Consider the following 25,461-nt stretch of genomic DNA (forward strand, 5'->3'; position numbering starts at 1 on the left):
TTTGCTTTTTGTGCTTCCCGTTCTGACCGGCCGCAGCCGCAAGCGCTGCCCCCTGCCCCGCCAACGCTGCCCGACACCGCACCCGCCGGAACCGGCGGGTGCGCGGCGCCGGTCGGTGCCGGCCCCAGGTCGTTCAGCGCTTCCGTACCGGTCAAGCCCGCTCAGGCCCCGAACGGATGGCGACGCAGGATGGTCTCGTCGCGCTCCGGACCGGTCGAAATCACGTCGATCGGGATCTCGATGATTTCCTCGATGCGGTGCAGATAGGCGCGCGCCTCCTGCGGCAGCGCATCCCAGCTCTGCGCACCGAAGGTCGTGCCGCTCCAGCCCGACATCGTCTCGAAGATCGGCTCGCAGCGCGTCACTTCCTCGGAGCCCATGGGCAGGAGGTCGATACGCTGGCCGTCGAGCATGTAGCCCGTGCACAGCTTCAGCTCGGGCAGGCCGTCGAGCACGTCGAGCTTGGTGATGCACAGGCCGGTCACGCCGTTGATGATGATCGAGCGCTTGAGCGCGGCGAGATCGAGCCAGCCGCAGCGGCGCTTGCGCCCCGTCACGGTGCCGAACTCGCGCCCCTTGGTCGACATCTGGTGCCCCGGCACGCCGGCCGTCTCGATGTCGAGCTCGGTCGGGAAGGGACCGCCGCCGACGCGGGTGCAGTACGCCTTGGTGATGCCCAGCACGTAGTGCAGGCGGCCGGGGCCGACGCCCGATCCGGCCGCAGCCTGGCCCGCGACGCAGTTGCTCGAGGTCACGAACGGGTAGGTGCCGTGGTCGATGTCGAGCAACGTGCCCTGCGCACCTTCGAACAGCAGGTTGCCACCGGCCTTGTTCACCGCGTACAGCTCGGCCGACACGTCGGCGACCATCGGACGGATTTCCTCGGCGTCGGCCATCGCCTCGTCGAACACGGTCTGGAAGTCGACCGCATCGGCACCTAGGTGCTGCGTCAACACGAAGTTGTGGTACTCGAGATTCGCGCGCAGCTTCTCGGCGAAGCGCTCGCGGTCGAACAGGTCATACACGCGCAGCGCGCGGCGCGCGACCTTGTCCTCGTAGGTCGGACCGATGCCCTTGCCGGTCGTGCCGATCTTGTCGGAGTCGCTCTTCGCGGCCTCGCGCGCACGATCGAGGGCGGCGTGATAGCCGAGGATCAGCGGGCAGCCCGGGCTGATGCGCAGGCGCTCGCGCACCTTGATGCCGCCGGCTTCGAGCACGCGGATCTCGGACAACAGATGATGCGCGTCGAGCACCACGCCGTTGCCGATGTAGCAGGCCACGCCTTCGCGCACGATGCCCGAGGGCACGAGATTCAGCTTGTATTCGTTGGCGCCGATCACCAGCGTATGGCCGGCATTGTGGCCGCCCTGGAAGCGCACCACGCCCTTGGCATGATCGGTGAGCCAGTCAACGATCTTGCCCTTGCCTTCGTCGCCCCACTGGGTGCCGACAACCACTACGTTCTTAGACATTTACTTCATTCTCCCTGAAGCGCCTCGACCGTCCAGCGGCCGTCACGCTCGATCAGTTGCCGGTCGCAACCGGCCTCCTTCCAGCTTCCATCATGTCCCGGCAGGGCCGTCATCACGACCTCGCCCTGCGCGCGCAGTTGCGCCACCATTGCCTGCAGCGCCTCGTCCGCGACGGTCGGTGCAAGGATGGCGCCCGGCTCCGTCGCGTCCGGCAGATGCAGGGCCAGCTCGCGCAGGTCGAGACTGAAGCCCGTCGCCGGCCTGGCGCGGCCGAATGCCTGACCGATGCGGTCGTAGCGCCCGCCGAGCGCGAGCGCCGCAGGCGAGCCGCTGCCGTAGGCCGCGAACACCACTCCGTTGTGATAGTGGTAGCCGCGCAGATCGGCAAGGTCGAAACTGATCGGCAAGTCGGCGAGCGCAGCCGCGAGCGTGGCCAGGTCGTCGAGCGCGGCGCGGATCTCGGGCTCGTCGGGCAGGCAGCGGCGTGCCTCGTCCAGCACCTCGACGCCGCCATACAGGGTCGGCAACGCCAGCAGCGCCGAACGCGTCGGCTCGGCGACGTCCGCCAACAGCTCGCGCAGACCCGGCACATCCTTCGCCTGCAGCAGATCGAAGAGCTCTTCCTCGCGCTCGGGCATCATCCCGGCCCGTGCCGCGAGCACGCGGAACAGCCCGACGTGGCCCAGGTCGATGCGGCTCGCCGGCACTTCCGCGAGTCGCATCACTTCGGAGAGCAGGCGCACGATCTCGATATCGGCGTCGATGCCGGCATGTCCGTAGAGCTCGGCGCCGAGTTGCAGCGGCTCGCGCGTCGCGGTGAGCGTCGAGGGCAGCGCATGCAGCACGCTGCCGCAGTAGCACAGGCGCGAAACCCCGGTGCGGTTGAGCAGGTGGGCGTCAATACGGGCGACCTGCGGCGTCATGTCGGCACGCACGCCCATCGTCTTGCCCGACAGCTGGTCGACCAGCTTGAAGGTGCGCAGCCTGAGATCCTGGCCGGCGCCGGTCGTCAGCGACTCGAGATATTCGAGCAGTGGCGGCACCACCAGCTGGTAGCCGTGGCTGCGGAAGGCGTCGAGCAGGCGCCGGCGCAGGCGCTCGAGCTTTTCGGCCTCGGACGGCAGCGCGTCCTGGATGTGATCGGGAAGTACCCAGCGCATGATATTCAATCAAAAAAACACGACCAGCAACACCACGCCGATCAGCATCGAGGTCAGTCCGATGAAACGGATCTGGCCGTCGGCCATGTGCGCGAGCCGTAAAAAAGTTTCGCGCCAGGCGGCTGGCGCGACAAAGGGCAGGATGCCTTCGATCACCAGCATCAGTGCGAAGGCCATCAGCAGCTTGTTGCTCATGAGCTCAGTTCTTCTTGCCCCCGCCGGAATCCTTCATGAACCTGAAGAACTCGGAGCTCGGATCGACGACCATCACGTCGTTCTTGTTCGCGAAGCTTTCGCGATACGCCTCCAGGCTGCGGTAGAAGGAATAGAACTCGGGGCTCTGGCCATAGGCCTGGGCGTAGGTCGCGGTGGCCTTGGCGTCGCCGCCGCCCTTGATCTGCTGCGCCTCGCGGTAGGCTTCGGCGATGATGACCTCGCGCTGGCGATCGGCGTCGGCACGGATCTTCTCGGCGATCGCTCCGCCCTCCGAGCGCAGTTCGTTGGCGACGCGCTTGCGCTCGGCCTCCATGCGGCGATACACGGACTCGGACACTTCGAGCGGCAGGTCCACACGCTTCAGGCGCACGTCGAGGATCTGCACGCCAATCTTGCGCGCGTCGAGGTCGGCGCGGGTGCGCATGTCTTCCATGATCTTGTCGCGCGCGCCGGACACCACGTCATGCACGGTGCGGCGGCCGAATTCCTCGCGCAGGCCGGCGTTCACGGTCTGCAGCAGGCGGATGCGCGCGCGCGCCTCGTCACCGGCGACGGAAACGTAGTAGAGCTGGGGATCGACGATGCGCCACTTCACGAAGTGGTCGACCAGCACGTTCTTTTTCTCGGCGGTGATGAAGCGCTCGGGCTCCGGCGTATCCATCGTCAGGATGCGGCGGTCGAAGTAGCGCACGTTCTGGATCATGGGCCACTTGAAGTTCAGGCCCGGCTTGTCGATGACCTCCTTGACCTCGCCGAGCTGGAACACCACGGCGAACTGCCGCTGGTCCACGGTGAACAGCGTCATCGAGGCGAGTGCGGCAATCAGCAGCAGCGCGCCGGCGAAAATCGGCATCTTGTCACGCATCAGCGCTCTCCCCGTTCGCGGTCGCGCACCATCAGGTCGCGGCTGCGTGAATCCATCGAGCCATCGGCCCGCGGCGCGGGCGCGGGAGCGGCGGCGCCGGGCGCCGGCGCGGGAGTCGCGTCATGCGAAGCCTGTGTGCCTGCAGCCTGCATCAGCTTGTCGAGGGGCATGAACAGGAGGTTGCCATTGCCCTTGGCATCGACCATGACCTTGCTGGTTTTCGACATGACCTGCTGCATCGTTTCGAGATAAAGGCGCTCGCGCGTCACTTCGGGAGCGCGCCGGTACTCGGACAGGATCTGGGTGAAGCGGCTCGCGTCACCTTCAGCGTTCGCGATCACGCGGGCCTGGTAGGCGTTGGCCTCCTCGATGAGTCGCGAGGCCGTGCCGCGCGCACGCGGGATGACATCGTTGGCGTACGCTTCGCCCTCGTTGCGCAGCCGTTCGCGGTCCTGGCCGGCCTTCACCGCATCGTCGAACGCGGCCTGCACCTGCTCGGGCGGCTGGGCGTTCTGCATCGTCACGCGGCTGATCTGGATACCCGTGTCGTAGCGGTCGAGGATCTTCTGGATCGCTTCGTGCGCGCTCGACGCCATCTGCTCGCGCCCTTCGTAGAGCACGAAGTCCATCTTGCTCATGCCGACGATCTCGCGCATCGCGGATTCGGCCGCGTGCATCACCGACTCGTCCGCATAGCGGTTGCTGAACAGGTACTTCTCCGGGCTCGTCAGCACGTACTGCACCGCGAACTGGATGTTGATGATGTTCTCGTCATCGGTGAGCATCAGCGCTTCGCGCAGCATCTTGTTGCGCTCCGAACCGCGATAGCCGACCTCAATGGTGCGGACGCCGGTCAGGTCGACGACGTCGCTGCTCTCGATCGGATACGGCAGGCGCCAGCGCAGGCCCGGCTCGGTCGTCTCGACATACTTGCCGAAGCGCAGGACGACGCCGCGCTGGTTCGCATCGACGATATAGAAGCCGCTCGCCAGCCAGATCACTGCAATGAGGGCCAGCAGCGCGCCGATGCCGCCGCCGAACTGCTTGAACGAGAGCTGCGGGAACTGCGGACCGCCGCCGTCGCCACCGCCGCCGCCACGCGGTCCGCGCTTGCCGCCGAGTATGCCCGACAGTCGCTGGTTGAAGTCGCGCCACAGGTCCTCGAGGTCGGGCGGGCCTTGATTGCCCCCCCGCCTGTCGTCACCGCGCTTGTCATCGCCATTCCCCTGGTTGTTACCCCAGCGTGGATCGTTGAGAGACATTAGAACGCCTGTAATCACGTTTGAATTGGGTCTTTATCGGTGAAATCCGGCGCGATCCCGACGGGATCACCCGGCGCGTCCGTCGCTGCGTCGTGCGCAGCCTCCGCGAGGGCCTCGCGCAGCAGCCCGAGCCCTTCGCCAGTCCTGGCGCTCAGAAAAACGCGCACGATCTTACCATACTCGTCCCGCTGGACCCCGGGCTCGGCGCGGGTCAGGTCGATCTTGTTCATGACCATGATCTGCGGCACGGCGCCCGCGCCGATCTCGGTCAGGACGGCATTGACCGCCTCGATCTGGGCCTCGCGGTCCTCGCTCGCGGAGTCTACGACGTGCAGCAGCAGGTCCGCGTTCGCCGTTTCTTCCAGCGTCGCATGGAAGGCCGCGACGAGCGCGTGCGGCAGGTCACGGATGAAGCCCACGGTGTCCGACAGGACGACATTGCTGCCCTCGCCCACGAACAGCCGGCGCGAGGTCGTATCCAGCGTCGCGAAGAGCTGGTCGGCGGCATAAGCCCCGGCCTTCGTCAGCGAGTTGAACAGCGTCGACTTGCCGGCGTTGGTGTAACCGACGAGCGACACCGACAGCACGTTGCGCCCTTCGCGCCCGCGACGGCGCACGCGGCGCTGCTTCTCGATCTGGGCGAGGCGTTCCTTGAGCACCTTGACGCGCTTGCCGAGCAGGCGGCGGTCGGTCTCGAGCTGGGTCTCGCCCGGGCCGCGCAGGCCGATGCCGCCCTTCTGGCGCTCGAGGTGGGTCCAGCCGCGCACGAGGCGGGTCGAGAGATGGTCGAGCTGAGCGAGTTCGACCTGCAGCTTGCCCTCGTGGCTGCGCGCGCGCTGCGCGAAGATGTCGAGAATCAGGGCCGTGCGGTCGACGACGCGGCACTGCAGCGCGCGCTCGAGGTTGCGCTGCTGCCCGGGCGATAGCGCATGGTTGAAGATGACGAAATCGGCATCGTGGGCGCGCAGCGTCTCGGCGATCTCGTCGACCTTGCCGCGCCCGGCGAAGAGCGCGGGATCGGGCCGTGCCCGCCGGCCGCCGACGACGGCCTCGACGCTCGCACCGGCACTGAGTGCGAGCAGCTTGAGTTCGGAAAGGCGCTCGTCCAGCGCGCCCTGGTTCAGGTCGAGCTGGACGAGTACCGCGCGCTCACCGGCATCGGGGCGCTCAAACATGGAGGAGCTTGGCGTCCATGGGGCGCCGGCGGGAATCAGCTATTGCCGTCACCCGAGTCCTGCTGCTGGATGTTGACCGGACGTGCGGGCACGACGGTCGAGATCGCATGCTTGTACACCATCTGCGTGACGGTGTTCTTCAGCAGCACGACGTACTGGTCGAAGGATTCGATCTGGCCCTGCAGCTTGATGCCATTGACCAGGTAGATCGCAACGGGGACATGCTCCCTGCGCAGGGTGTTCAGGAACGGGTCTTGTAGAAGTTGCCCTTTGTTGCTCATTTTCAAACCTCGAGGCTGCGTTTTTTTGTGAATGTATAGGATTTCATGTTGCACTGCCACATTTGTACAGACAATCGATCCCGGTGTGGAGTTGGAATCTAATCTTTTCCGATATACGGATTGTGCGAAGTGCGGAATTGTATCCGCAACGGTGTGCCCTGCAGTTTGAACGCCTCCATGAACGTGCGTTCCAGAAAGCGCATGTAAGACACGGGCACATGGTCGAGCGCCGCGCCGTGGATGACGACGATCGGCGGGTTGTTGCCGCCCTGGTGGGCATAGCGCATCTTCGGGCGGAAGATGCCGTGGCGCGGGGGCGCCTGCTTCGCCAGCGCGGCCTGCAGGGTCCGGGTCAGACGCGGGGTCGACAGGTTCACCATCGCGGCCGCATAGGCGGAATCGACCGACTTCATGACCGCAGCCACACCCGCGCCCTTGAGCGCGGAGATGTAGTGGAAGCGCGCGAAGGACAGGAAGCCCAGCTTGTGCGCGAGGTCGCGCTTGATCAGTTCGCGGCGGTAGTCGTCGACGCTGTCCCACTTGTTCACCGCGACGACCAGGGCACGGCCCGAATCGAGGATGAAACCGGCGATGTGGGCGTCCTGGTCGGAGATGTCCTGCGACGCGTCGAGCACCAGCACGACGACGTTGCACTGCTCGATCGCCTGCAGCGTCTTGATGACGGAAAACTTCTCGACGGCCTCGAAGATCTTGCCGCGACGGCGCAGGCCGGCGGTGTCGATCAGGGTGTAGTTGCGGCCGTCGCGCTCGAACGGGATCGCGATGGCGTCGCGCGTGGTGCCGGGCATGTCGAACGCGATGACGCGCTCCTCGCCGAGCAGGCTGTTCACGAGCGTCGACTTGCCGACGTTCGGGCGGCCGACGATCGCGATGCGCGGGCCACGGTCCTCGGCCTCCTCCGGCTCGTCGTCGAGCGGGAAGTCGGCGAGCACGAGATCGATGAGCTGCTTGATGCCGTCGCCATGGGCCGCCGAGACGGGCAACGGCGCACCGAGTCCGAGCGCGTGGAAGTCGGCGGCGACGATGCTGCGCTCCATGCCCTCGGCCTTGTTCACGACCAGATGCACGGGGCGCCCGGCACGCCGCAGGCGCGTGGCGATCTGCTCGTCGTGCGGAGTCAGACCGGCACGGCCGTCGACGAGGAACAGCAGCACGTCGGCCTCGGCGATCGCCTGTTCGGCCTGGCGGGCCATCTCGTGCATGATGCCGGTCTTGGCGACCGGGTCGAAGCCGGCGGTGTCGACGACCAGATAGTCGCGGTCGCCGACACGGCCGATGCCGTAGTGACGGTCGCGCGTGAGGCCGGGCTGGTCGGCGACGAGGGCGTCGCGCGTGCGCGTGAGCCGGTTGAACAGCGTCGATTTACCGACGTTGGGACGACCGACGAGGACGATGGTGGGTTTCAAGCGTTCATTCCCGCTCAGCGGGCCTCATACACATGGATGCCGCCATCGCGCGTCTGGACGACGAAGCCGTCGCGGCCGAAACGGCGTAGGTCGGCGGAAACGGAGCTGCTGTCGGCGCGCGTGCGCGCGGCGAAGGTGCCGTCGTCGCGCTTGAGCAGGTGGACATAGCCTTCGAAGTCGCCGACCGCGACGAAGTCGCCGACGATCAGCGGGCGCGACAGGGCGCGGCGCGGCAGCGCTTCCTGCTTCCACACGTTCGCGCCGCTGGAGCCGTCGAGCGCATGGACCGCATCGTTGTCGTCGGTGATCACGACGAAGCGGCTGTCGCGATCCATGCCGACGCTGCTGGAGAAGTCGCGCGACCACAGTGCGTTGCCGTTGGTGGCGTCGAAACATGCGGCACGCCCCTGGTAGGCGACGGCGCACAGCTCCTTGCGGCCGATCACCGGCGTGCCGGCGACGTCGGCGACGCGCTCGAGTTCGGTCGCGCCCTTGGGCGTCGCGACGGTCAGCTCCCAGAGCTGGCCACCGTTGGCGAGGCTTACCGCGACGAGCTTGCCGCCCGGGTAGCCGGCCACTGCCGCCGGACCTTCCAGCGTGACGCCGGCAAAGCTGCGCAGCGACAGCGGCGGCGTCGCGCGCTGGAATACCCAGCGGCGTGCGCCGGTGTTGGCGTCGAGACCGATCAGGCGGCTGTCCGAGGCGCGCACGACGACGATGGCGTCGCCCACTGCCGGGGCGGCGAGCACTTCGGCGCCAATCGCGGCACGCCAGCGCTCGGCACCGTTCGCCGCGTCGAGCGCGACGACCTCGCCGGCCGTGGTGGCGACGACGGCGAGCTTGCCGTTGCTGCCTACGCCTGCGGACAGACGCTTGGCGGCGTTGACCGTCCACACCGCCTTGCCGTCCTTGAAGCGCGCGACGGCGCCGTCATGGGCGGCGGCATAGACGTCTTCGCCGACGACCGCAGGCTGGAACACGTAGGGGCCGGATTTGCCGATGCGCGCCTGCCATAGCGGACGCAACTCGGCGGAGGCCTTGAAGTCGGGCAGTTTGGCCGGCTTCGGCCCCGATTCGGCAAAGGGGTTGAGCGAGGAGCAGCCGGCGAGGAACGCCAGCGAGGCCGCAAAGGCGAGCGCGGTGATCGGTCGCTTCATCGCTCAGCCCTCCAGGGCCTGCTGCTTGACGCGAATGACTTCGCGCAGGGTATCGCTGCCGTCGGCACCCTCCACGGCCAGCGCATCGAGCGCGGCCTGATAGGCGCTGCGGGCCTCGGCGGGCTTGCCGCTCGCTGCCAGCACGTCGCCGCGCAGGTCTTCGAAACGTGCCTTCAGGGCCGGAGCGGGCGCATTCGCGAGCTGCGCGAGCGCCTGGTCGAAGGCGCCCTCGTCGAGCAGCACGGCCGCAAGGCGCAGGCGGGCGATGTCCTTCAGCGCGGGATCGCTGCCCTTGGCGAGCAGCCATTCGAGCTGGGCGCGCGCGTTCTTCGCATCGCCCTTCTCGATCTGCACGCCGGCCGAGGCCAGCGCAGCCAATTCCGCATACGCCGTCGAGGGGAATTTTTCGATGAGCTGACCGGCCGCTTCACGCGTTCTCTGTGCGTCGCCCTTCATCATCGCCTGCTCGAGCGCGAAGTACAGCGCACCGGCTTCGCCGGCCTGACGATTCTTGTAGTACTGGAAGCCCTGCCAGCCGACCGAGGCCAGCGCGGCAGCCACTGCGATCGCAGTCACGAAATTGCCGTACCGGACCCACCAGGCCTTCAGTTCGGAAATCTGTTCCTGCTCTTCGAGGTCATACACTGCCATCGTTTTCCTCTTCTTCTTCAGTAAATAGGCATTCGGCGACGACATCGCCGAGGACTTCGAGGGCGACGCGCTGCTGGCCGCCGGGGCCACGCAGGGGCTTCAGACCGACCTCGCCCGCTGCGGCCTCGTCGTCGCCGATGACGACGGCGAGCTGCGCGCCGCTGGCGTCGGCCTTCTTCATCTGCGACTTGAAGCTGCCGCCGCCGCAGTGGGTGAGCACCGCGAAACCGTAGCCGCGCAGGGCTTCGGCGGCGCGGAAGGCGAGGCGCTGGGCCTGCTCGCCGAGATGCACGACATACACGTCGGGCAGCGCACGCTCGATCTCGCCGCCGCCGTCGCGCCACAGCGCCAGCAGGCGTTCGACGCCCATCGCGAAACCAGCCGCCGGGGCTGGCTTGCCGCCGAGCTGCTCGACCAGGCCGTCGTAGCGGCCGCCCGCGCAGACCGTGCCCTGGGCGCCGAGCCGCGTCGTGACCCATTCGAACACGGTGCGGTTGTAATAGTCGAGGCCGCGCACGAGACGCGGGTTGATGCGGTACGGGATGCCGGCGTCCTTGAGCAGGGACTGCACGCCGTCGAAGTGCCGGAGCGATTCCTCGCCGAGGAAATCGATCAGCCTGGGCGCCGCCTCGACGATTTCGTGCATATCGAGGTTCTTGGTATCGAGGATGCGCAGCGGGTTGGTGTGCAGGCGGCGCTTGCTGTCCTCGTCGAGCCTGTCTTCGTGCTCGGACAGGAAGGCGATCAGCTCGGCGCGGTGGCGCGCACGCTCCTCGCTGGAGCCCAGCGAGTTGAGTTCGAGCCGGACGTCCTCGAGGCCGAGGTCGTCCCACAGGCGCGCGCACATCAGGATGTGCTCGGCATCGATGTCGGGACCGTCGAAGCCCAGCGCCTCGACGCCGATCTGGTGGAACTGGCGGTAGCGGCCTTTCTGCGGGCGCTCGTGGCGGAACATCGGCCCGTGGTAGTACAGGCGCTGGGCTCCGGTCGCGAGCATCTTGTGCTGGATCGCGGCGCGCACGCAGGACGCGGTGCCTTCCGGGCGCAGCGTCAGGAGCTCGCCGTTGAGGGCGTCCTCGAAGGAGTACATCTCCTTCTCGACGATGTCGGTGACTTCGCCGATCGCGCGCTTGAACAGCGGCGTCGGCTCGACGATGGGCATGCGGATCGGGCGGTAGCCGTAGCTACGCAGCCAGTCGCGCACGATGTCTTCGAAGTGTTCCCAGGCCTCGGCGTCGTCGGGCAGGATGTCGTTCATCCCGCGCACGGCCTGCAGTGTCTGAATTACTGTTTTCTTTTCGCTCATAACTGGACGGCTCAGGCCGCCTTTTTTGTGTATTTGGTCGCGACGTAGTTGTCGATGATCGCAATGAATTCGGCCGCGATGTTGTCCCCGCGCAGCGTAACCGTTTTTTCGCCATCGACGAACACGGGGGCCGCGGGGGTCTCGCCGGTACCGGGCAGCGAGATGCCGATGTTGGCGTGCTTGCTCTCGCCGGGGCCATTCACGACACAGCCCATGACGGCGAGGGTCATGTTCTCGACGCCGTCGTACTGCTCGCGCCACACGGGCATCTGCTCGCGCACGTAGGTCTGGATGGTCGACGCGAGCTCCTGGAAGAAGGTGCTGGTCGTGCGGCCGCAGCCGGGGCAGGCGGTGACCATCGGCGTGAAGGCGCGCAGGCCCATGGTCTGCAGGATTTCCTGCGCGACGACGACTTCCTGCGTACGGCTGCCGTTGGGCTCGGGCGTGAGCGAGATGCGGATGGTGTCGCCGATGCCTTCCTGCAGCAGCACCGCGAGCGCGGCCGTCGAGGCGACGATGCCTTTGGAGCCCATGCCGGCCTCGGTCAGGCCGAGATGCAGCGGGTAGTCGCAGCGACGCGCCATCTCGCGATACACCGCGATCAGGTCCTGCACGCTCGACACTTTCGCCGAGAGGATGATGCGATCGCCGCCGAGGCCGTATTCCTCGGCCTTGGCCGCCGATTCGAGCGCGGAGACGACGAGCGCTTCGCGCATCACCGCGCCGGCGTCGCGCGGCGCGGCGAGCTTGGCGTTGTGGTCCATGACGCGCGCGAGCACGGACTGGTCGAGACTGCCCCAGTTCACGCCGATGCGCACGGGTTTGTCGTACTTGCAGGCGAGTTCGACGATCGCCGCGAACTGCGGGTCGCGCTTGACGCCCGCGCCGACGTTGCCCGGGTTGATGCGCAGCTTCGCGAGCGCTTCGGCGCACGCGGGGAAGTCGGTGAGGAGCTTGTGGCCGTTGTAGTGGAAGTCGCCGACGAGCGGGACGTCCATGTTCAGCGCGAGCAGGCGGTCGCGGATATGCGGCACGGCCTTCGCGGCGGCTTCGTTATTGACGGTGATGCGCACCAGCTCCGAACCCGCGCGCGCGAGCTCGGCAACCTGCATCGCGGTACCGAGCACGTCCGCGGTGTCGGTGTTGGTCATCGACTGCACGACGACGGGGGCGTCCGAGCCGATCAGGACGCGCCCGACGCGGACCTGGCGCGTACGGTGACGCGGCAGGGGGCCGGCGTGATTGTCGGGGGTGGGGGTTGTAGCCAATTCAACTCACTCCAGGGTGAATCTAGCGACGCTGACGCGCACGTGAGGCTTCATGTCGTACGGCTTGCCGCGATAGTCGAGAGACACCTGCCTGGCGTTGCCGACGACCAGCGCGAAGGGCGGCTTGCCCTGCACGGTGCGCGAACTGCCGGCGCCATTGACCCCCGAATAGACGATGGCCCCGCGCGCATCGCGCACCTCGATCCAGGACTCGCCTTCGAAACGGAACACGATATGTTCGATGCCCTCGGCGGCGGGTGCCGGCGGGACGGCCGTGGCGGCAGCGGGGACCGGCGCAAGCGCAGCGGACGGGGGTGCCGGCGGAGCCGGGGCAGGCGCCGCCGCGGTTTCCGGCGCAGGCGCGGCAGGCGTTGCCGGAGCAGCGGCCGGAAGCGAAGGCACGACGCCACTCGCGGCGAGTGCGGATTCCGACACCTGACCTTGCGGCGCCGCAGCGACGCTGGTCACGGCGGGGACGGCCTGCGCTACCGGCTCGACGACGTGTTCCTCGGCTTCGGCATTCTCCTCAGGCATGCGGAACCAGTCGAAGTACCACCCCACCAGCACGACGAGCAGAAGCGCACCGGCGATCAGTCCGACGGGGATCTGTACCGAGCGCCCGCCACTGCCGCTGGGCATCACGCCTACGGCGTTCGACACCGGCGCGAGTTCGACGACGCGAGGAGCGACTTCGGCCTCGAAGGCCGCGAGTACGGTCGCCGCATCGACGCCGAGGTAGCGGGCGTAGTTGCGCAGGAAGCCGCGTGCGAACGCGGCGCCCGGCAGGAGGTCGAGCCGCCCCGCTTCCATCGCCTCGATCTGCCGGCTGGTCAGCTTGAGGGAATGCGCGACGTCGCTCGCCGTTTCGCCGCGGGCTTCGCGCAATTGCCGAAGCTGCGCGCCCATCTCAGCAGCCGGGTCGGACGATGCCGCCTCGTGCTGGTCCAGATGCACTTCTGTCACTCGTAATTTCCCTGAATCATCGTCTGGTATTCGGGACTGTCGGCGAAGCGGCCGCGCAGTTGCGCCGCGTAGCTGGCTTCGGCGTCACGGTTGCCCAGGCGGCGCGCGGTGCGCAGCCCCAGCCACACCGACTGCGGCGTCGGTTCGCCCTGCTGATGCAGGTCGACCAGCAGGGAGCTCGCAACGCTGTACGCGCCGCGCCGGTAGGAGATGCCGGCAAGCTGGTAGATCGCCTGGCGATTCGCCGGATCGGTCTGCACGGCACGGCGGAATTCCGCCTCCGCCGCAGTGTCGTTACCCTGGCGCAGATGGCACAGGCCGGCGTTGGTGTAAGGGCGCGTCGGGGTGCGGTAGTACGGGTTGCGCGCCGACGACGCCAGCCGCGCCAGGCCGTCCTGCGGGTTTCCGTTGAGACACTGGAACCAGCCGAAACTGTTGTTGAATTCCGGGTCGTTCGGCGCGATCTCGAGCGCACGCCGAAAGTTCTCGCGCGCCGCGCTGGCATCGTCGATGGCCATGTACACCAGCCCCATCAGGTGATAGGCCGGCGCGTAGTTGGGCTGGCTCTGCAGCGCCACACGCGCTTCGTCGAGCGCCACGGCGTAGTTGCCGAGTTGGAGGTAGGCTGCGCCCAGCTCGGCGTGCACCTTGGCCGTCGCCTCGCCCTTGCCCGACACCGGCGTATCCGCCACAGGACGATCCGCCAGCGGCGTGCCGGCGGTGTTCACGGTGGCGTTGCAGCCGGCGAGCGCCAGCGCAAACAGCGGAAGCGACAGCTTCACGAAGAGCCGGGTCATGCACGATCCTCCAACGGTTTGACAAGGCGAACGGTGCGGCGGGTACGGTCCTGGACCTGCCCCGCGAGCTGTCCGCACGCGGCATTGACGTCGTCGCCTCGGGTCTTGCGGGTCGTCGTGACGATGCCCGCATCGATCAGGATACCTGCAAAGCGACGTATGCGTTCGGGCTGGGAGCGGTCGAAGCCGGAATTCGGGAAGGGGTTGAAGGGAATCAGGTTGAACTTGCACGGCACGTCGCGCACGAGGGCGACGAGCGCGCGCGCATGCGCATCGGAGTCGTTGACGCCGTCGAGCATGACGTATTCGAAGGTCACGAAGTCGCGCGGGGCGCGTTCGAGGTAACGCCGGCACGCGGCCATCAGCTCGCGCAGCGGGTATTTCTGGTTGATCGGCACGAGGCGGTCGCGCAGCGCGTCGTCGGGGGCGTGCAGCGACACGGCAAGCGCGACCGGACATTCGTCGCGCAGGCGGTCCATTGCCGGCACGATGCCGGAGGTCGACACGGTCACGCGGCGGCGCGACAGGCCGTAGGCGTGATCGTCGAGCATCAGGCGCAGCGCGGTGACGACGTTGTCGAAATTGGCGAGCGGCTCGCCCATGCCCATCATGACGACGTTGCTGATAACGCGGCCGTTATCCGCGTCGCCCTCGGCATCCTTGGCCCCGGCCGGCGTCGACGTGCCGCCCAGCAGTTTGTTCGCGAGCCACAGCTGGCCGATGATCTCGGCCGCCGTGAGGTTGCGGTTGAACCCCTGCTTGCCGGTCGAGCAGAAGGCGCAGTCGAGCGCGCAGCCGGCCTGCGACGAAATGCACAGGGTGCCGCGGTTGGTCTCGGGAATGAACACCGCCTCGACCGCGTTGGCGTTGCCGACATCCAGCAGCCACTTGCGCGTGCCGTCTTCCGACACGCTGTCACGGATGGCCTGCGGCGGGCGGACGCACGCCTCCTGGGCGAGCTTCGCGCGCAGGCTCTTCGCGACGTCGGTCATGTTGTCGAAATCGGTTTCGCCGAAACGGTGCATCCAGCGCATCACCTGACGCGCGCGAAAGGGCTTCTCGCCGCGCTCGGCAAACCAGGCGACGAGACCGTCGACGTCGAAATCGAGCAGATTGACCGGTGTTTCCATGTGTTTCCTGTTCTGCCCTCAAAATGCAATCGGCCCGCGTTGCACGAAGTGCGCGGGCCGATCCGCGGGCGTAGCCCTGAGAGGCTTAGCGGGCGTAAACGTTCATTCCGGGGAAGAAGAACGCAACTTCGACCGCGGCGGTTTCGGGCGCATCCGAACCGTGCACGGCGTTGGCGTCGATCGAGTCGGCGAAGTCGGCGCGGATGGTGCCCGGCGCGGCCTTCTTCGGGTCGGTGGCGCCCATCAGGTCACGGTTCTTGGCGATGGCGTTCTCGCCTTCCAGGACCTGAATCATCACCGGGCCGGAGATCATGAAGGACACCAGATCCTTGAAGAAGGGGCGCTCCTTGTGCACGGCGTAGAACTGGCCGGCTTCGCGCTCGGACAGGTGCACCATCTTCGACGCGATGACCTTGAGACCCGCATCCTCGAAGCGCTGATAGATCTTGCCGATCACGTTCTTGGCGACGGCGTCGGGCTTGATGATGGACAGGGTACGTTCGATAGCCATTTGAAAAAACTCCGGTTTGAATCGGTCAGCGGAAAAATTGGGCGCGAAAAGCGTAGCTCGCGATTCTAGCAGTTTTTCTTGACGGACTCCCAGCACGGCAAAAACGCGCCCCTGACGCAAGGCCTTGCCGGATGCACCATTTTTGCACTGCAACAAGCGTGGCGCGCTTCTTGCGGAAGACCATGGTACAGACATGGAAATACAGGTCCCGCCATGACGCATTCCGGCAATCATCGACGCACATCCGACATCGATCTGCTGACAATTTACGAGATCAGCAAGGTTCTTACTTCATCGCTCGACTTCAGGCAATGCGTGCAGAGCGTGCTGCGCCTGCTGCTGACGCAGCTCCACATGCGCCACGCACTGGTCGGCCTGGTGCAGTCGGACGAGCAGCTGCACATTCTTGGTGCAGCGGGTGTGCCGTGGCCGATGAGCGAGGCGCCGATCCTCGACCCCGGCATGGGGGTGATCTCCAAAGTGATCCGCAGCGGCTCGCCGATCGTGATCCCCGACATCGCCGCGGATACGAACTTCACGAACCGCACCGGGCGCGACCCGCAGCAGCTCGCGGGGGTGTCCTACGTCGTCGTGCCGCTGAAGCTCGACCGCGAGGTGATCGGCATTCTCTCGGCCGACCGCCATCCCGACGCCGAGCAGCCGGTGAACTTCGAGCGCGACGTGCGCATCCTGTCGCTGGTCGCGAACCTGCTGGCGCAGACCTACCGCCTGCATCAGTCGGTGGCGGCGGACCGGCAGGTGCTGATCGAGGAGTCCGCCCGCCTGCAGAAGCAGTTGCAGGGGAGCTATGACATCGAGAACGTCGTCGGGCGCTCGAAGCGCATGAAGGAGGTGTTCGCGGACGTGCATCAGGCCGCGCCGTCCGGCGCGACGGTGCTGCTGCGCGGCGAGTCGGGCACCGGCAAGGAGGCGATCGCGCATGCGATCCATTACCTGTCGCCACGCGCGAAGGGCCCGTTCGTGAAGCTCAACTGTGCGGCGCTGCCCGAAACGCTGCTGGAGTCCGAGCTCTTCGGCCATGAGAAGGGGGCCTTCACCGGCGCGACTTCGGAACGCAAGGGGCGCTTCGAGTTGGCGAAGGGCGGCACGATCTTCCTCGATGAGATCGGCGATATCTCGCCGGCCTTCCAGGCGAAGCTGCTGCGCGTGCTGCAGGAGCAGGAGTTCGAGCGCGTCGGCGGCAACAAGACGCTGCGCGCCGATGTGCGGCTGGTGGCGGCGACGAACCGCAACCTGGAGGAGATGGTGCAGAAGAACGAGTTCCGCGCCGACCTGTATTTCCGCCTCAATGTGGTGACGATTTTCATGCCGTCGTTGCGCGAGAGGAAGGACGACATCCCGCTGCTGGTGGATTTCTTCCTCGATCGCTTCAACCGCGAGAACCGCCGCCAGCTGACGATAACGCCGGGGGCGCTGGAGATCCTGATGCAGTGCAACTGGCCGGGCAACGTGCGCGAGCTGGAGAACTGCATCCAGCGCGCGGCGACGATGACGCGCTCGAGCACGATCCGCGAGGTGGATATGCGCTGCCAGAAGGGGCAGTGCTTCTCGGCGGTGCTGCTGGAGAGCGCGCAGTCGCGGGCGTGTTTCCCGGTGATCGGGGTGCCGGTGCGCAGTGCGCCGCCCGCGCGGACGGCACCCGCCGCGCCGGCTGCGGATCCGGGCGACGAGGTCGCGGCCGCCAGGGCGCCGACCAGCGAGCGCGAGCGTCTGGTCGATGCGATGGAACGCTGCGGCTGGGTGCAGGCGAAAGCCGCGCGCCTGCTGGGGCTCACGCCGCGGCAGATCGGCTATGCGCTGCGCAAGTACAACGTGGAGGTGAAGCAGCTTTGATGGCTGCGGGGCGATCCCATTGAGGAGGGATCGCGGCCACGGCTTAGCGGGTTTTCGAAGTCGTGCCTTCGACCCGCCCGGGCACGGGGGACTCCCCTCCGGGCAGGCGCTCGCGGCCTTCGGCTTCCCGGATCGGGGCAGCGCGCGGGGGCGGCGACGCAAACTCGCCGGCTGCGCCGGCTCAGACATGCGTCGCCTTCATCCCCCGCACGCCGCCCCGATCCGGCGCTCACGGACAGCCCGGCGGGGAGCCCCCCGCGCCCGGGCTACGCCGGCCGGAACCTCGGTTGCCGCGCCCGAGGGACGCCGGAGGGAACGTCGCCCCCTCACACCGGCCGGTTGTCCGCGACCTTCACCGGCCCCATCTCGGCCAGCGCCTGCGCGTACTCGGCACGCGGGAAGCCGCCGCCGATCTTCGCCGCCGCATCGACGATCGCGTCGATCTTGGCCTCGGAGGACATCTTCTTGAGGTCGCCCTTTTCCAGGTACAGGAGTTCGAGGAGCTCGTTGTAGACGGTCGCCTCGTCCAGCGGCAGGACGTAGTAGCTCACGCCGTCGATGTCTAGCAGGTATTTCTTCGAGATGTCGACGTTGCCCGCGAAGATGAAGTACTTGCCCGTCGGGACGAGCGCGGCACCGAAGGTGGTGCGGACGTCGTCGAGATGGGCGAGCGAATCGACGTGCAGGGCGAGGAAGCTCACGGTTTCGCCTTCGACGGCGAGGATGACCTGGTCGGCCTTGATTTCGGGGGGACGCTTTTCGCCCGCGATCGAGGGCGGGAATTTGAGGCCGAGTTCACCGCGGAAGCCGTAGCGGGCGGTCTTGCCGGTGGGGCCGGAGAAGGTCGGGGACAGGAGTTTGCCATCGAGGGCGCTGAACAGGGTCGGCGTGGTCATGTTGGATCTCTCGTGCAGTGACAGTGGGTAAGGCGGTTCGGCCACTGATCCGCAAGAAGTGCGCCACGGCACGAAATGGGGCCCGGATCGCCGCACAAGGCCTTGGTTTCCCGGGCCTTTCCGCGCCCTGAGGACTGTTTGCGCATGCGGCGCGCGGGCTGCGGCGACGACGGCGCAGGGACGACATTCCGGACATCGACGCGACATTGCTGTCGCACATGCGACATCGTGCCGCGGGGGCGACACGGCAAAAATAGTCCTGTTGTTTCAATGCATTGCATTGATCGCGCGGCACTGGCACAGGCATTGCAGTTATCCCCGCATTCGCTGCACGGCGTGCGTTCGCGCCGTTGCGGCCTGATGGATCACTGCGAAGGGAGTTCCCCATGTCAACGCAAGGCCTCGTTGTGCCCGAAGCCCCTGCCCGCAAGATCATTCCGCTCGCCGTGGCGGGGACGGCCGCCCCGCGCACGGGCGGCTGCAGCACCGCGACCACGGGCGGTTGCGGGTCGGGCAGTTCCGCCGGACTGCCGCAGCATGTGCGCGACCGCGTGCACGACCATCCCTGCTACAGCGCGGAGGCGCATCACCACTTCGCGCGCATGCACGTGGCGGTGGCGCCGGGCTGCAACATCCAGTGCAACTACTGCAACCGCAAGTACGACTGTGCGAACGAGAGCCGCCCGGGCGTGGTGTCGGAGAAGCTGACGCCGGAGCTGGCGGCGAAGAAGGTGCTCGCGGTGGCGGCGCGCATTCCCCAGCTGTCGGTGGTGGGCGTGGCCGGTCCGGGCGATGCGCTGGCGAACGCCGAGAAGACCTTCCGCACCTTCGAGCTGATCAGGGAGGCGGCGCCCGACATCCGGCTGTGCCTATCGACGAACGGCCTGGCCCTGCCGGAGCACGTCGAGCGCATCAAGGCGCTGGGCGTGGACCACGTGACGATCACGATCAACATGATCGACCCGGAGGTCGGCGCACAGATCTATCCGTGGATCTTCTTCGAGCACAAGCGCCGGCGCGGGCTGGAGGCGGCGCGCATCCTGCACGAGCGCCAGATGCAGGGGCTGGAGATGCTGGTCGCCGCAGACGTCCTGGTGAAGGTGAACTCGGTGATGATCCCGGGGATCAACGACCGCCACCTCGCCGAGGTGAACGAGGCGGTGAAGTCGCGCGGGGCCTTCCTGCACAACATCATGCCGCTGATCTCGGACCCGGCGCACGGAACGCATTTCGGCCTGACGGGGCAGCGCGGGCCGACGCCGGCGGAGCTGAAAGCGCTGCAGGATGCGTGCGAGGGCGAGATGCAGATGATGCGCCACTGCCGCCAGTGCCGCGCCGATGCGGTGGGGATGCTGGGCGAGGACCGCGGCGCGGAGTTCACGTCGCAGAACATCGATGCGATCGCAGCCGAGGTCGACGCGGCGCAGATGGCGGAAAGCCGCGCGGCCTATCGCAGCTTCGTCGAGCGCGAGCGCGCCGATCAGAACGAGGCGGCGGATGCGGCCTGGTCCCAGCTCGGTACGACAGCCGAGACGCGGCTGGTGGCGGTCGCGACCAAGGGTTCGGGGCGGATCAACCAGCACTTCGGCCACGCCGAGGAGTTCCAGGTGTACGAGGTGTCGGCCACGGGCGCGAAGTTCGTCGGCCATCGCAAGGTGGCGCTGTACTGCCAGGGCGGCTACGACGATGACGAGGCGCTGCCGGGCATCGTCGAGGCGCTCGCGGGCTGCGGCGCGGTGTTCGTGGCGAAGATCGGCCACTGTCCGCGCAAGGACCTCGCCGCGGCCGGCATCGCCGCGGTCGAGGACTACGCGCACGAATACATCGAGGCCTCGCTGATCGACTGGTTCGCGAAGTCGGTCGCGGGCGCCGCCACCATGGCCGCCTGAGGGGGAAGGAACATGTTCGCGCGCGATTCGGAGATCGTCGAACTCGACGGGCAACCGGCCTTCGACTACGGCGAGAAGGTCATCTCGCGGAAGAACGTCAGGAACGACGGCACCTTCCACGGCCGCGAGATCGGCGACGTGCTGGTGAAGAAGGGCGACGTCGGCTACGTGAAGAGCATCGGCACCTTCCTGCAGCAGTTCTACATCTACGGCATCGACTTCGTCGACCTGGGTTACGTGGTGGGCATGAAGGGGCGCGAACTGCGCTCGCTCGATGCGCCCTCCTCGGGCACCTGCGACGAAGACGACGCACTCCATTTCGACGAAGAGGAAACGATGCGATGAAAGTCACCGTGCGCAAGGAAGCGGCCGGCCACTATTCGATCTACGTGGCGAAGAAGGATCTCGAGGCGCGCATCGTGAGCGCCGAGCAGCCGGCGATCTGGGGCGGCAAGGTGGAACTCGACAACGGCTGGACGCTGGAGATGCCGGCGATGGCGGCCGACACGCGCCTGCCGATCACGGTGGAGGCACGCAGGCTGGGCGAGGGCTGAGCTTCAGGCGCTCCCGAGCGCGAGCAGGCCGTCGACCTGCCGCATGATCGCGTCGCGCACGTCGCGGTCCAGCCGCTTGATCCAGCGGGCCGGGATGGCGTCGACACCGTAGTGCGCCCCCGCCAGCATGCCGGCGATCGCGCCGGTGGTGTCGGCGTCGCCGCCGCAATTCACGGTGCGGATCAGGCAGGATTCGAAGCTGTCGGTGGCGAAGAAGGCGTGCAGCACCGTCTGCGCCGTGTCGACGACGTAGCCGGTCGCGCGCTTCGGATAGGGGTCGAAGCGGAACTGGCGGTGCGCCTCGACCAAGGCCTTGGCGTGCGCACGCAGCTTCGCGAGGTTGTCGCGCCAGTGGCCGCCGGCAAGCAGGTCGGCGAGCATGCGTGCGAAGCACAGCGTCGCGGCGTCGGACAACGGGTGGTTGTGCGTGACGTGCGCCTGCTCGATCGAGCAGCGTTCGAGAAGCGCCCCATCGCGGAAGGCGTAAAGCACCGCGGGGAGGTTGCGCATCAGCGCGCCGTTGCCGGCATCCCCGTCCGAGAAGGGCGATGCGAGCGAGCCGTCGCGCCCGTAGCGCACGAGGCCGCGCCGGCAGGTGTTGCCGACGTCGATCGGCTTCGATTTCAGCCATACGAGCCAGTGCCCGGCGATGTTGCGCAGGTCCCACCCGCCCGACTCCAGGATCGCGGCGCCGAGCGCGAGCGACATCTGCGTGTCATCGGTGACCTGTCCGGCCGCGAGCCTGAGCCAGCCGCCGCCGACGATATCGCGCAGTTCGCCGTACTGGTGGCGGATCTCGGAGGGGGTCAGGAACTCCACCGTGGCGCCCAGCGCATCGCCGACGGCGAGCCCCAGGTAGGCGCCCAGGGCGCGTTCGCGGAGGGCCGGGCCATTCGCCTTCGTCATAAGGTCGCCATCCTGACACGATAGTCGCCGCCGAGCACGAGCATTTCGCCCTCCCCGCCCAGCACGGGCCCCGGCATCAGATCGTTGCAGTACACGACCTTGCACAGCGGCACCTCGACTTCGAGGATGGTGTCGCCGAACTGGTCGGCGATGTCACGCCGTGTCGTGAACGAGACAAGATTGTTCTGCCGCGCGATGGCCTCGCGCGCGCGGTGCGGCCTGCCATCGACGCGCGGCACCCACGCGACGACCTGGTGCTCGGCGAAATCGTTGACGCCACGGTACAGCGTGAGGTGGCGCCGGCCGGGGTACAGCCAGCGGCGGAACACGTGCTGCGCATACTCGTACAGCAGGTCGAGCTGTGCGTGGATGCAGTTGTTGTGGAAGCGCGCGTTCATCTTCTCCTCGACGTACTGCATCCACGCCTCGGACGGGTAGCGCCCGAGCACCCGCTTGTGGAAAGTCGGATGCAGGCCGAAGCGCGACTCCGCCCAGCCCTTGAGCACCGCCCCTTCGCGGCCGTTGGCGTCGAAGCCCCAGCCGCGCAACAGGCGCAGGTAGCTCGCGCGATAGCGCTTGCGCCCCACGGCGTCGCGCTCGCCCGGCAGGTCCAGCTCGAACACGGTGCGCATGTAGATCTGGAAGGCGAGCACGGCCTCGTCGGCGCACGTCGCGTCGTCGAGCATCGCGAACAGCGCGCGGTTGGTTTCGCGCACGCCGTGGATGTGCAGCGGCAGCGGATGCGCGTTGAACGCGACGCTCGCGACGAGCCCGGTCGGGATGCCGACGAGGTTGGTCGAGTGGCCGTATGCGACGGCGGCGCGGGCCTCAGTAGTTGCTGAAATGGCCTTCACGCTTCGCCTGCGCACGCGCCTGCTTCACCAGTTCGCCGGACTGCGGCGGCGCGGCGGGCGCCGACACCTGTTTTTCCAGCGCGGCGCCGCCACACCGGGGGCAGTGTGGCGTCTGGCTGGCGCGCACGAGCAACTCGAAGGTCTTGGCGCAGGCGGGACAGCGGTAGTCGAAGATCGGCATGGGGGCTCCGGAATGGTTGGGTCGGGTCGGCCATCGAGCAGCAAGAAGGATGCCGCCTGCAACGGTCGCCAATTGGCGCGCATATCCCCTTGCGCCGATGCACAAACGCGACATTCGCCTCATCACGCGACATACCGATGTCCGACACTCGCCGCGTCCTTGTCGCGTTGCCGACAGGTCCGGCGCAGCTCCTGCTGCCCTCCCCTCCCCGCCAAAATCCCTTGCTGCGACTGGCTTTCGTGACTATTTGGCGCCATTGGCACAGCCCTTGCCATAGGACAGTCGTGCCGGTTCGCCGGGTGTGAAAGCAGGACTCACTTTTCTTGAGGAGAAATGAAATGTCCCTTCGTCAAATCGCGTTCTACGGAAAGGGTGGCATCGGGAAATCGACCACGTCGCAGAACACCCTCGCCGCGCTGGCCGAGATGGGCCAGAAGATCCTGATCGTCGGCTGCGACCCGAAAGCCGACTCGACCCGCCTGATCCTGCACGCCAAGGCGCAGGACACGGTGCTGTCGCTCGCCGCCGACGCCGGCTCGGTGGAGGACCTCGAGCTCGAGGACGTGCTGCGCGTCGGTTACCGCGACATCCGTTGCGTCGAGTCCGGCGGCCCGGAGCCCGGCGTCGGCTGCGCCGGTCGTGGCGTCATCACCGCGATCAACTTCCTCGAGGAAAACGGGGCCTACGACGGTGTCGATTACGTCTCCTACGACGTGCTCGGCGACGTGGTGTGCGGCGGCTTCGCGATGCCGATCCGCGAGAACAAGGCGCAGGAAATCTACATCGTCATGTCCGGCGAAATGATGGCGATGTACGCCGCCAACAACATCTCGAAGGGCATCCTGAAGTACGCCAATGCGGGCGGCGTGCGTCTGGGCGGCCTGATCTGCAACGAACGTCAGACCGACAAGGAATACGAACTGGCGGACGCGCTGGCGAAGAAGCTCGGCACCTCGCTGATCCACTTCGTGCCGCGTGACAACGTCGTGCAACACGCCGAACTGCGCCGCATGACCGTGCTCGAGTACGACCCCGGCTCCAAGCAGGCCGCCGAGTACCGCACCCTGGCGCAGAAGATCCACGCCAACAAGGGCAACGGCACGATCCCGACGCCGATCACCATGGACGAGCTGGAAGACTTGCTGCTCGAGTTCGGCATCATGCAGAAGGAAGACGAGTCGATCGTCGGCAAGGCCAAGGTCGCCTGATTTCCACGCGCACAGGAGAACCGATATGAGTGCGGTACTGGATGACAAGACGCGCAACAAGGCGTTGATCAACGAGGTGCTCGAGGTCTACCCCGAGAAGGCCGCGAAGAAGCGCGCCAAGCACCTCAACGTGTATGAGGAAGGCAAGCCCGACTGCGGCGTCAAGTCCAACATCAAGTCCCTGCCCGGCGTGATGACGATCCGCGGCTGTGCCTACGCCGGTTCGAAGGGCGTGGTGTGGGGCCCGATCAAGGACATGGTGCACGTCAGCCACGGCCCGGTCGGCTGCGGCCAGTATTCCTGGTCCACGCGCCGCAACTACTACAACGGCACGACCGGGGTGGATGCCTTCGGCGCGATGCAGATCACGTCCGACTTCCAGGAGAAGGACATCGTCTTCGGCGGCGACAAGAAGCTCGACAAGCTGGTCGACGAGATCACCCAGGTCTTCCCGCTGGCGAAGGGCATCTCGGTGCAATCCGAGTGCCCGATCGGCCTGATCGGCGACGACATCGAGGCGGTGTCGAAGAAGAAGTCGAAGGAAATTGACCTGCCGATGGTGCCGGTGCGCTGCGAGGGCTTCCGCGGCGTGTCGCAGTCGCTCGGCCACCACATCGCCAACGACGCGATCCGCGACTGGGTGTTCGACAAGGCGGACTACAACGCGCCGTTCGAATCGACGCCTTACGACGTCGTGCTGATGGCCGACTACAACATCGGCGGCGACGCCTGGAGCTCGCGCATCCTGCTCGAAGAGATGGGCCTGCGCGTGATCGGCCAGGGCACCGGCGACGCGACGTTGAAGGAAATCGAGATGATGCCGCGCGCGAAGCTGCTGCTGCTGCACTGCTACCGCTCGATGAACTACATCGCCCGCCACGTCGAGGAGAAGTACGGCGTGCCCTGGTTCGAGTACAACCTCTTCGGGCCGACCAAGATCGCCGAATCGCTGCGCGGCATCGCCGCCTTCTTCGACGACACGATCAAGGAGAAGGCCGAGCAGGTCATCGCCAAGTACACCGCGCTGTCGCAGGCGGTCATCGACAAGTACAAGCCGCGCCTCGCGGGCAAGAAGGTGATGCTCTACGTCGGCGGCCTGCGCCCGCGCCACGTCGTCGGCGCGTACGAGGACCTCGGCATGGAAGTGTGCGGCACCGGCTACGAGTTCGGCCACGGCGACGACTACCAGCGCACGACCCACTACGTGAAGGACGGCACGCTGATCTACGACGACGTCACCAGCTTCGAACTGGAAAAGTTCGCCGAGAAGATCCGCCCCGACCTGATGGCCTCCGGCGTCAAGGAAAAGTACATCTTCCAGAAGATGGGCATCCCCTTCCGCCAGATGCACTCGTGGGACTACTCCGGCCCGTATCACGGCTACGACGGCTTCGCCATCTTCGCGCGTGACATGGACATGGCGATCAACTCGCCGGTTTGGGGCATGACCAAGGCCCCCTGGAAGAAATAAGGAGCAC

The 25,461-nt window shown here is 66.9% G+C and carries 26 protein-coding genes; 6 read left to right on the top strand and 20 right to left on the bottom strand.

Going from position 1 to position 25,461, the window contains the following annotated elements; translation table 11 throughout:
* Window positions 1-161 precede the first annotated feature (161 nt).
* The 16 genes from BW991_RS08115 to ndk form a co-directional block, all read right to left on the bottom strand.
* On the bottom strand, window positions 162-1,472 hold the full coding sequence (locus BW991_RS08115) for an adenylosuccinate synthase (protein ID WP_076601573.1): 1,311 nt from the start codon (window positions 1,470-1,472) through the stop codon (window positions 162-164).
* Window positions 1,473-1,477: 5 nt separating this feature from the next.
* On the bottom strand, window positions 1,478-2,632 hold the full coding sequence (locus tag BW991_RS08120) for an ATP phosphoribosyltransferase regulatory subunit (RefSeq protein WP_076601574.1): 1,155 nt from the start codon (window positions 2,630-2,632) through the stop codon (window positions 1,478-1,480).
* A gap of 9 nt (window positions 2,633-2,641) precedes the next feature.
* On the bottom strand, window positions 2,642-2,827 hold the full coding sequence (locus BW991_RS08125; protein WP_076601575.1) for a DUF2065 domain-containing protein: 186 nt from the start codon (window positions 2,825-2,827) through the stop codon (window positions 2,642-2,644).
* A gap of 4 nt (window positions 2,828-2,831) precedes the next feature.
* Window positions 2,832-3,713 carry a protease modulator HflC gene (hflC, locus tag BW991_RS08130; protein WP_076601576.1) on the bottom strand — a complete coding sequence of 294 codons (882 nt, stop codon included), beginning with the start codon at window positions 3,711-3,713 and terminating at the stop codon, window positions 2,832-2,834.
* Window positions 3,713-4,975, bottom strand: coding sequence for an FtsH protease activity modulator HflK (hflK, locus tag BW991_RS08135; protein ID WP_076601577.1), 1,263 nt, complete (start codon window positions 4,973-4,975; stop codon window positions 3,713-3,715). The genes hflC and hflK overlap by 1 nt, the downstream gene beginning before the upstream one ends.
* Before the next feature lie 14 nt (window positions 4,976-4,989).
* On the bottom strand, window positions 4,990-6,150 hold the full coding sequence (gene hflX / locus BW991_RS08140) for a ribosome rescue GTPase HflX (protein ID WP_076601578.1): 1,161 nt from the start codon (window positions 6,148-6,150) through the stop codon (window positions 4,990-4,992).
* Window positions 6,151-6,185: 35 nt separating this feature from the next.
* The gene (hfq, locus tag BW991_RS08145; protein ID WP_026295813.1) at window positions 6,186-6,431 is read right to left on the bottom strand and encodes an RNA chaperone Hfq; all 246 of its coding nucleotides are present in this window, start codon (window positions 6,429-6,431) and stop codon (window positions 6,186-6,188) included.
* Between the two features lie 98 nt (window positions 6,432-6,529).
* Entirely contained in the window at window positions 6,530-7,858 is a 1,329-nt protein-coding gene (gene der, locus BW991_RS08150; protein WP_076601579.1) for a ribosome biogenesis GTPase Der, read from the bottom strand.
* A gap of 14 nt (window positions 7,859-7,872) precedes the next feature.
* Window positions 7,873-9,015, bottom strand: coding sequence for an outer membrane protein assembly factor BamB (bamB, locus tag BW991_RS08155; protein WP_076601580.1), 1,143 nt, complete (start codon window positions 9,013-9,015; stop codon window positions 7,873-7,875).
* 3 nt (window positions 9,016-9,018) lie between these two features.
* Window positions 9,019-9,666 carry a tetratricopeptide repeat protein gene (locus tag BW991_RS08160; protein WP_076601581.1) on the bottom strand — a complete coding sequence of 216 codons (648 nt, stop codon included), beginning with the start codon at window positions 9,664-9,666 and terminating at the stop codon, window positions 9,019-9,021.
* The gene (gene hisS, locus BW991_RS08165; RefSeq protein ID WP_076601582.1) at window positions 9,653-10,972 is read right to left on the bottom strand and encodes a histidine--tRNA ligase; all 1,320 of its coding nucleotides are present in this window, start codon (window positions 10,970-10,972) and stop codon (window positions 9,653-9,655) included. The genes BW991_RS08160 and hisS overlap by 14 nt, the downstream gene beginning before the upstream one ends.
* Window positions 10,973-10,983: 11 nt before the next feature.
* Window positions 10,984-12,240, bottom strand: a complete 1,257-nt coding sequence (ispG, locus tag BW991_RS08170) for a flavodoxin-dependent (E)-4-hydroxy-3-methylbut-2-enyl-diphosphate synthase (protein ID WP_076601583.1) — start codon at window positions 12,238-12,240, stop codon at window positions 10,984-10,986.
* 6 nt (window positions 12,241-12,246) lie between these two features.
* Window positions 12,247-13,203 (bottom strand): RodZ domain-containing protein, encoded by a 957-nt coding sequence (locus BW991_RS08175; RefSeq protein ID WP_076601584.1) that lies wholly within the window; start codon window positions 13,201-13,203, stop codon window positions 12,247-12,249.
* Window positions 13,200-14,000, bottom strand: a complete 801-nt coding sequence (gene pilW / locus BW991_RS08180; RefSeq protein ID WP_076601585.1) for a type IV pilus biogenesis/stability protein PilW — start codon at window positions 13,998-14,000, stop codon at window positions 13,200-13,202. The genes BW991_RS08175 and pilW overlap by 4 nt, the downstream gene beginning before the upstream one ends.
* Window positions 13,997-15,130 carry a dual-specificity RNA methyltransferase RlmN gene (gene rlmN, locus BW991_RS08185; RefSeq protein ID WP_076601586.1) on the bottom strand — a complete coding sequence of 378 codons (1,134 nt, stop codon included), beginning with the start codon at window positions 15,128-15,130 and terminating at the stop codon, window positions 13,997-13,999. Before rlmN ends, pilW begins: the two co-directional genes overlap by 4 nt.
* Before the next feature lie 85 nt (window positions 15,131-15,215).
* A complete protein-coding gene (gene ndk, locus BW991_RS08190) occupies window positions 15,216-15,641 on the bottom strand; it encodes a nucleoside-diphosphate kinase (protein WP_076601587.1) in 426 nt (141 codons plus the stop codon).
* Between the two features lie 213 nt (window positions 15,642-15,854).
* Between ndk and nifA the strand changes: the two genes are divergently transcribed.
* Complete coding sequence (nifA, locus tag BW991_RS08195; protein ID WP_076601588.1) at window positions 15,855-17,495, top strand: nif-specific transcriptional activator NifA; 1,641 nt, start codon at window positions 15,855-15,857, stop codon at window positions 17,493-17,495.
* A 326-nt stretch (window positions 17,496-17,821) separates the two neighbouring features.
* Here nifA and BW991_RS08200 read toward each other — a convergent pair whose 3' ends face one another.
* Window positions 17,822-18,391 carry a hypothetical protein gene (locus BW991_RS08200; RefSeq protein ID WP_076601589.1) on the bottom strand — a complete coding sequence of 190 codons (570 nt, stop codon included), beginning with the start codon at window positions 18,389-18,391 and terminating at the stop codon, window positions 17,822-17,824.
* 386 nt (window positions 18,392-18,777) lie between these two features.
* On the opposite strand from BW991_RS08200, the gene nifB reads away from it, so the two are divergent.
* Genes nifB through nifT form a run of 3 tightly spaced genes read left to right on the top strand, consistent with a single transcriptional unit; the run spans window position 18,778 to window position 20,834 of the window.
* Complete coding sequence (nifB, locus tag BW991_RS08205) at window positions 18,778-20,280, top strand: nitrogenase cofactor biosynthesis protein NifB (RefSeq protein ID WP_076601590.1); 1,503 nt, start codon at window positions 18,778-18,780, stop codon at window positions 20,278-20,280.
* 12 nt (window positions 20,281-20,292) lie between these two features.
* Window positions 20,293-20,625 carry a nitrogen fixation protein NifZ gene (locus BW991_RS08210; RefSeq protein WP_076601591.1) on the top strand — a complete coding sequence of 111 codons (333 nt, stop codon included), beginning with the start codon at window positions 20,293-20,295 and terminating at the stop codon, window positions 20,623-20,625.
* Entirely contained in the window at window positions 20,622-20,834 is a 213-nt protein-coding gene (nifT, locus tag BW991_RS08215; protein WP_076601592.1) for a putative nitrogen fixation protein NifT, read from the top strand. The genes BW991_RS08210 and nifT overlap by 4 nt, the downstream gene beginning before the upstream one ends.
* 3 nt (window positions 20,835-20,837) lie before the next feature.
* Here the strand turns inward: nifT and draG are convergent, their stop codons facing one another.
* The 3 genes from draG to BW991_RS08230 are packed head-to-tail and all read right to left on the bottom strand — an operon-like array spanning window position 20,838 to window position 22,775.
* Window positions 20,838-21,740: an ADP-ribosyl-[dinitrogen reductase] hydrolase gene (gene draG, locus BW991_RS08220; protein ID WP_076601593.1), complete on the bottom strand. Its 903-nt coding sequence runs from the start codon at window positions 21,738-21,740 to the stop codon at window positions 20,838-20,840.
* A complete protein-coding gene (locus BW991_RS08225) occupies window positions 21,737-22,594 on the bottom strand; it encodes an NAD(+)--dinitrogen-reductase ADP-D-ribosyltransferase (RefSeq protein ID WP_244551644.1) in 858 nt (285 codons plus the stop codon). The genes draG and BW991_RS08225 overlap by 4 nt, the downstream gene beginning before the upstream one ends.
* Window positions 22,569-22,775: an FmdB family zinc ribbon protein gene (locus BW991_RS08230; protein ID WP_076601594.1), complete on the bottom strand. Its 207-nt coding sequence runs from the start codon at window positions 22,773-22,775 to the stop codon at window positions 22,569-22,571. The genes BW991_RS08225 and BW991_RS08230 overlap by 26 nt, the downstream gene beginning before the upstream one ends.
* Before the next feature lie 338 nt (window positions 22,776-23,113).
* Between BW991_RS08230 and nifH the strand changes: the two genes are divergently transcribed.
* Both nifH and nifD read left to right on the top strand, forming a co-directional pair.
* On the top strand, window positions 23,114-23,983 hold the full coding sequence (nifH, locus tag BW991_RS08235; RefSeq protein ID WP_076601595.1) for a nitrogenase iron protein: 870 nt from the start codon (window positions 23,114-23,116) through the stop codon (window positions 23,981-23,983).
* A gap of 25 nt (window positions 23,984-24,008) precedes the next feature.
* Window positions 24,009-25,454, top strand: a complete 1,446-nt coding sequence (nifD, locus tag BW991_RS08240) for a nitrogenase molybdenum-iron protein alpha chain (protein WP_076601596.1) — start codon at window positions 24,009-24,011, stop codon at window positions 25,452-25,454.
* Window positions 25,455-25,461: the final 7 nt, after the last annotated feature.

Source organism: Aromatoleum tolulyticum, assembly GCF_900156155.1.
In the GTDB taxonomy this organism is placed as follows: domain Bacteria; phylum Pseudomonadota; class Gammaproteobacteria; order Burkholderiales; family Rhodocyclaceae; genus Aromatoleum; species Aromatoleum tolulyticum.

What these genes read in the sequence shown, in the direction of transcription:
- BW991_RS08115 (WP_076601573.1), bottom strand. Translation starts at nt 1,472, where the DNA reads ATGTCTAAGAACGTAGTGGTTGTCGGCACCCAGTGGGGCGACGAAGGC.
- BW991_RS08120 (WP_076601574.1), bottom strand. Translation starts at nt 2,632, where the DNA reads ATGCGCTGGGTACTTCCCGATCACATCCAGGACGCGCTGCCGTCCGAG.
- BW991_RS08125 (WP_076601575.1), bottom strand. Translation starts at nt 2,827, where the DNA reads ATGAGCAACAAGCTGCTGATGGCCTTCGCACTGATGCTGGTGATCGAA.
- hflC (WP_076601576.1), bottom strand. Translation starts at nt 3,713, where the DNA reads ATGCGTGACAAGATGCCGATTTTCGCCGGCGCGCTGCTGCTGATTGCC.
- hflK (WP_076601577.1), bottom strand. Translation starts at nt 4,975, where the DNA reads ATGTCTCTCAACGATCCACGCTGGGGTAACAACCAGGGGAATGGCGAT.
- hflX (WP_076601578.1), bottom strand. Translation starts at nt 6,150, where the DNA reads ATGTTTGAGCGCCCCGATGCCGGTGAGCGCGCGGTACTCGTCCAGCTC.
- hfq (WP_026295813.1), bottom strand. Translation starts at nt 6,431, where the DNA reads ATGAGCAACAAAGGGCAACTTCTACAAGACCCGTTCCTGAACACCCTG.
- bamB (WP_076601580.1), bottom strand. Translation starts at nt 9,015, where the DNA reads ATGAAGCGACCGATCACCGCGCTCGCCTTTGCGGCCTCGCTGGCGTTC.
- BW991_RS08160 (WP_076601581.1), bottom strand. Translation starts at nt 9,666, where the DNA reads ATGGCAGTGTATGACCTCGAAGAGCAGGAACAGATTTCCGAACTGAAG.
- hisS (WP_076601582.1), bottom strand. Translation starts at nt 10,972, where the DNA reads ATGAGCGAAAAGAAAACAGTAATTCAGACACTGCAGGCCGTGCGCGGG.
- pilW (WP_076601585.1), bottom strand. Translation starts at nt 14,000, where the DNA reads ATGACCCGGCTCTTCGTGAAGCTGTCGCTTCCGCTGTTTGCGCTGGCG.
- rlmN (WP_076601586.1), bottom strand. Translation starts at nt 15,130, where the DNA reads ATGGAAACACCGGTCAATCTGCTCGATTTCGACGTCGACGGTCTCGTC.
- ndk (WP_076601587.1), bottom strand. Translation starts at nt 15,641, where the DNA reads ATGGCTATCGAACGTACCCTGTCCATCATCAAGCCCGACGCCGTCGCC.
- nifA (WP_076601588.1), top strand. Translation starts at nt 15,855, where the DNA reads ATGACGCATTCCGGCAATCATCGACGCACATCCGACATCGATCTGCTG.
- BW991_RS08200 (WP_076601589.1), bottom strand. Translation starts at nt 18,391, where the DNA reads ATGACCACGCCGACCCTGTTCAGCGCCCTCGATGGCAAACTCCTGTCC.
- nifB (WP_076601590.1), top strand. Translation starts at nt 18,778, where the DNA reads ATGTCAACGCAAGGCCTCGTTGTGCCCGAAGCCCCTGCCCGCAAGATC.
- BW991_RS08210 (WP_076601591.1), top strand. Translation starts at nt 20,293, where the DNA reads ATGTTCGCGCGCGATTCGGAGATCGTCGAACTCGACGGGCAACCGGCC.
- nifT (WP_076601592.1), top strand. Translation starts at nt 20,622, where the DNA reads ATGAAAGTCACCGTGCGCAAGGAAGCGGCCGGCCACTATTCGATCTAC.
- draG (WP_076601593.1), bottom strand. Translation starts at nt 21,740, where the DNA reads ATGACGAAGGCGAATGGCCCGGCCCTCCGCGAACGCGCCCTGGGCGCC.
- BW991_RS08230 (WP_076601594.1), bottom strand. Translation starts at nt 22,775, where the DNA reads ATGCCGATCTTCGACTACCGCTGTCCCGCCTGCGCCAAGACCTTCGAG.
- nifH (WP_076601595.1), top strand. Translation starts at nt 23,114, where the DNA reads ATGTCCCTTCGTCAAATCGCGTTCTACGGAAAGGGTGGCATCGGGAAA.
- nifD (WP_076601596.1), top strand. Translation starts at nt 24,009, where the DNA reads ATGAGTGCGGTACTGGATGACAAGACGCGCAACAAGGCGTTGATCAAC.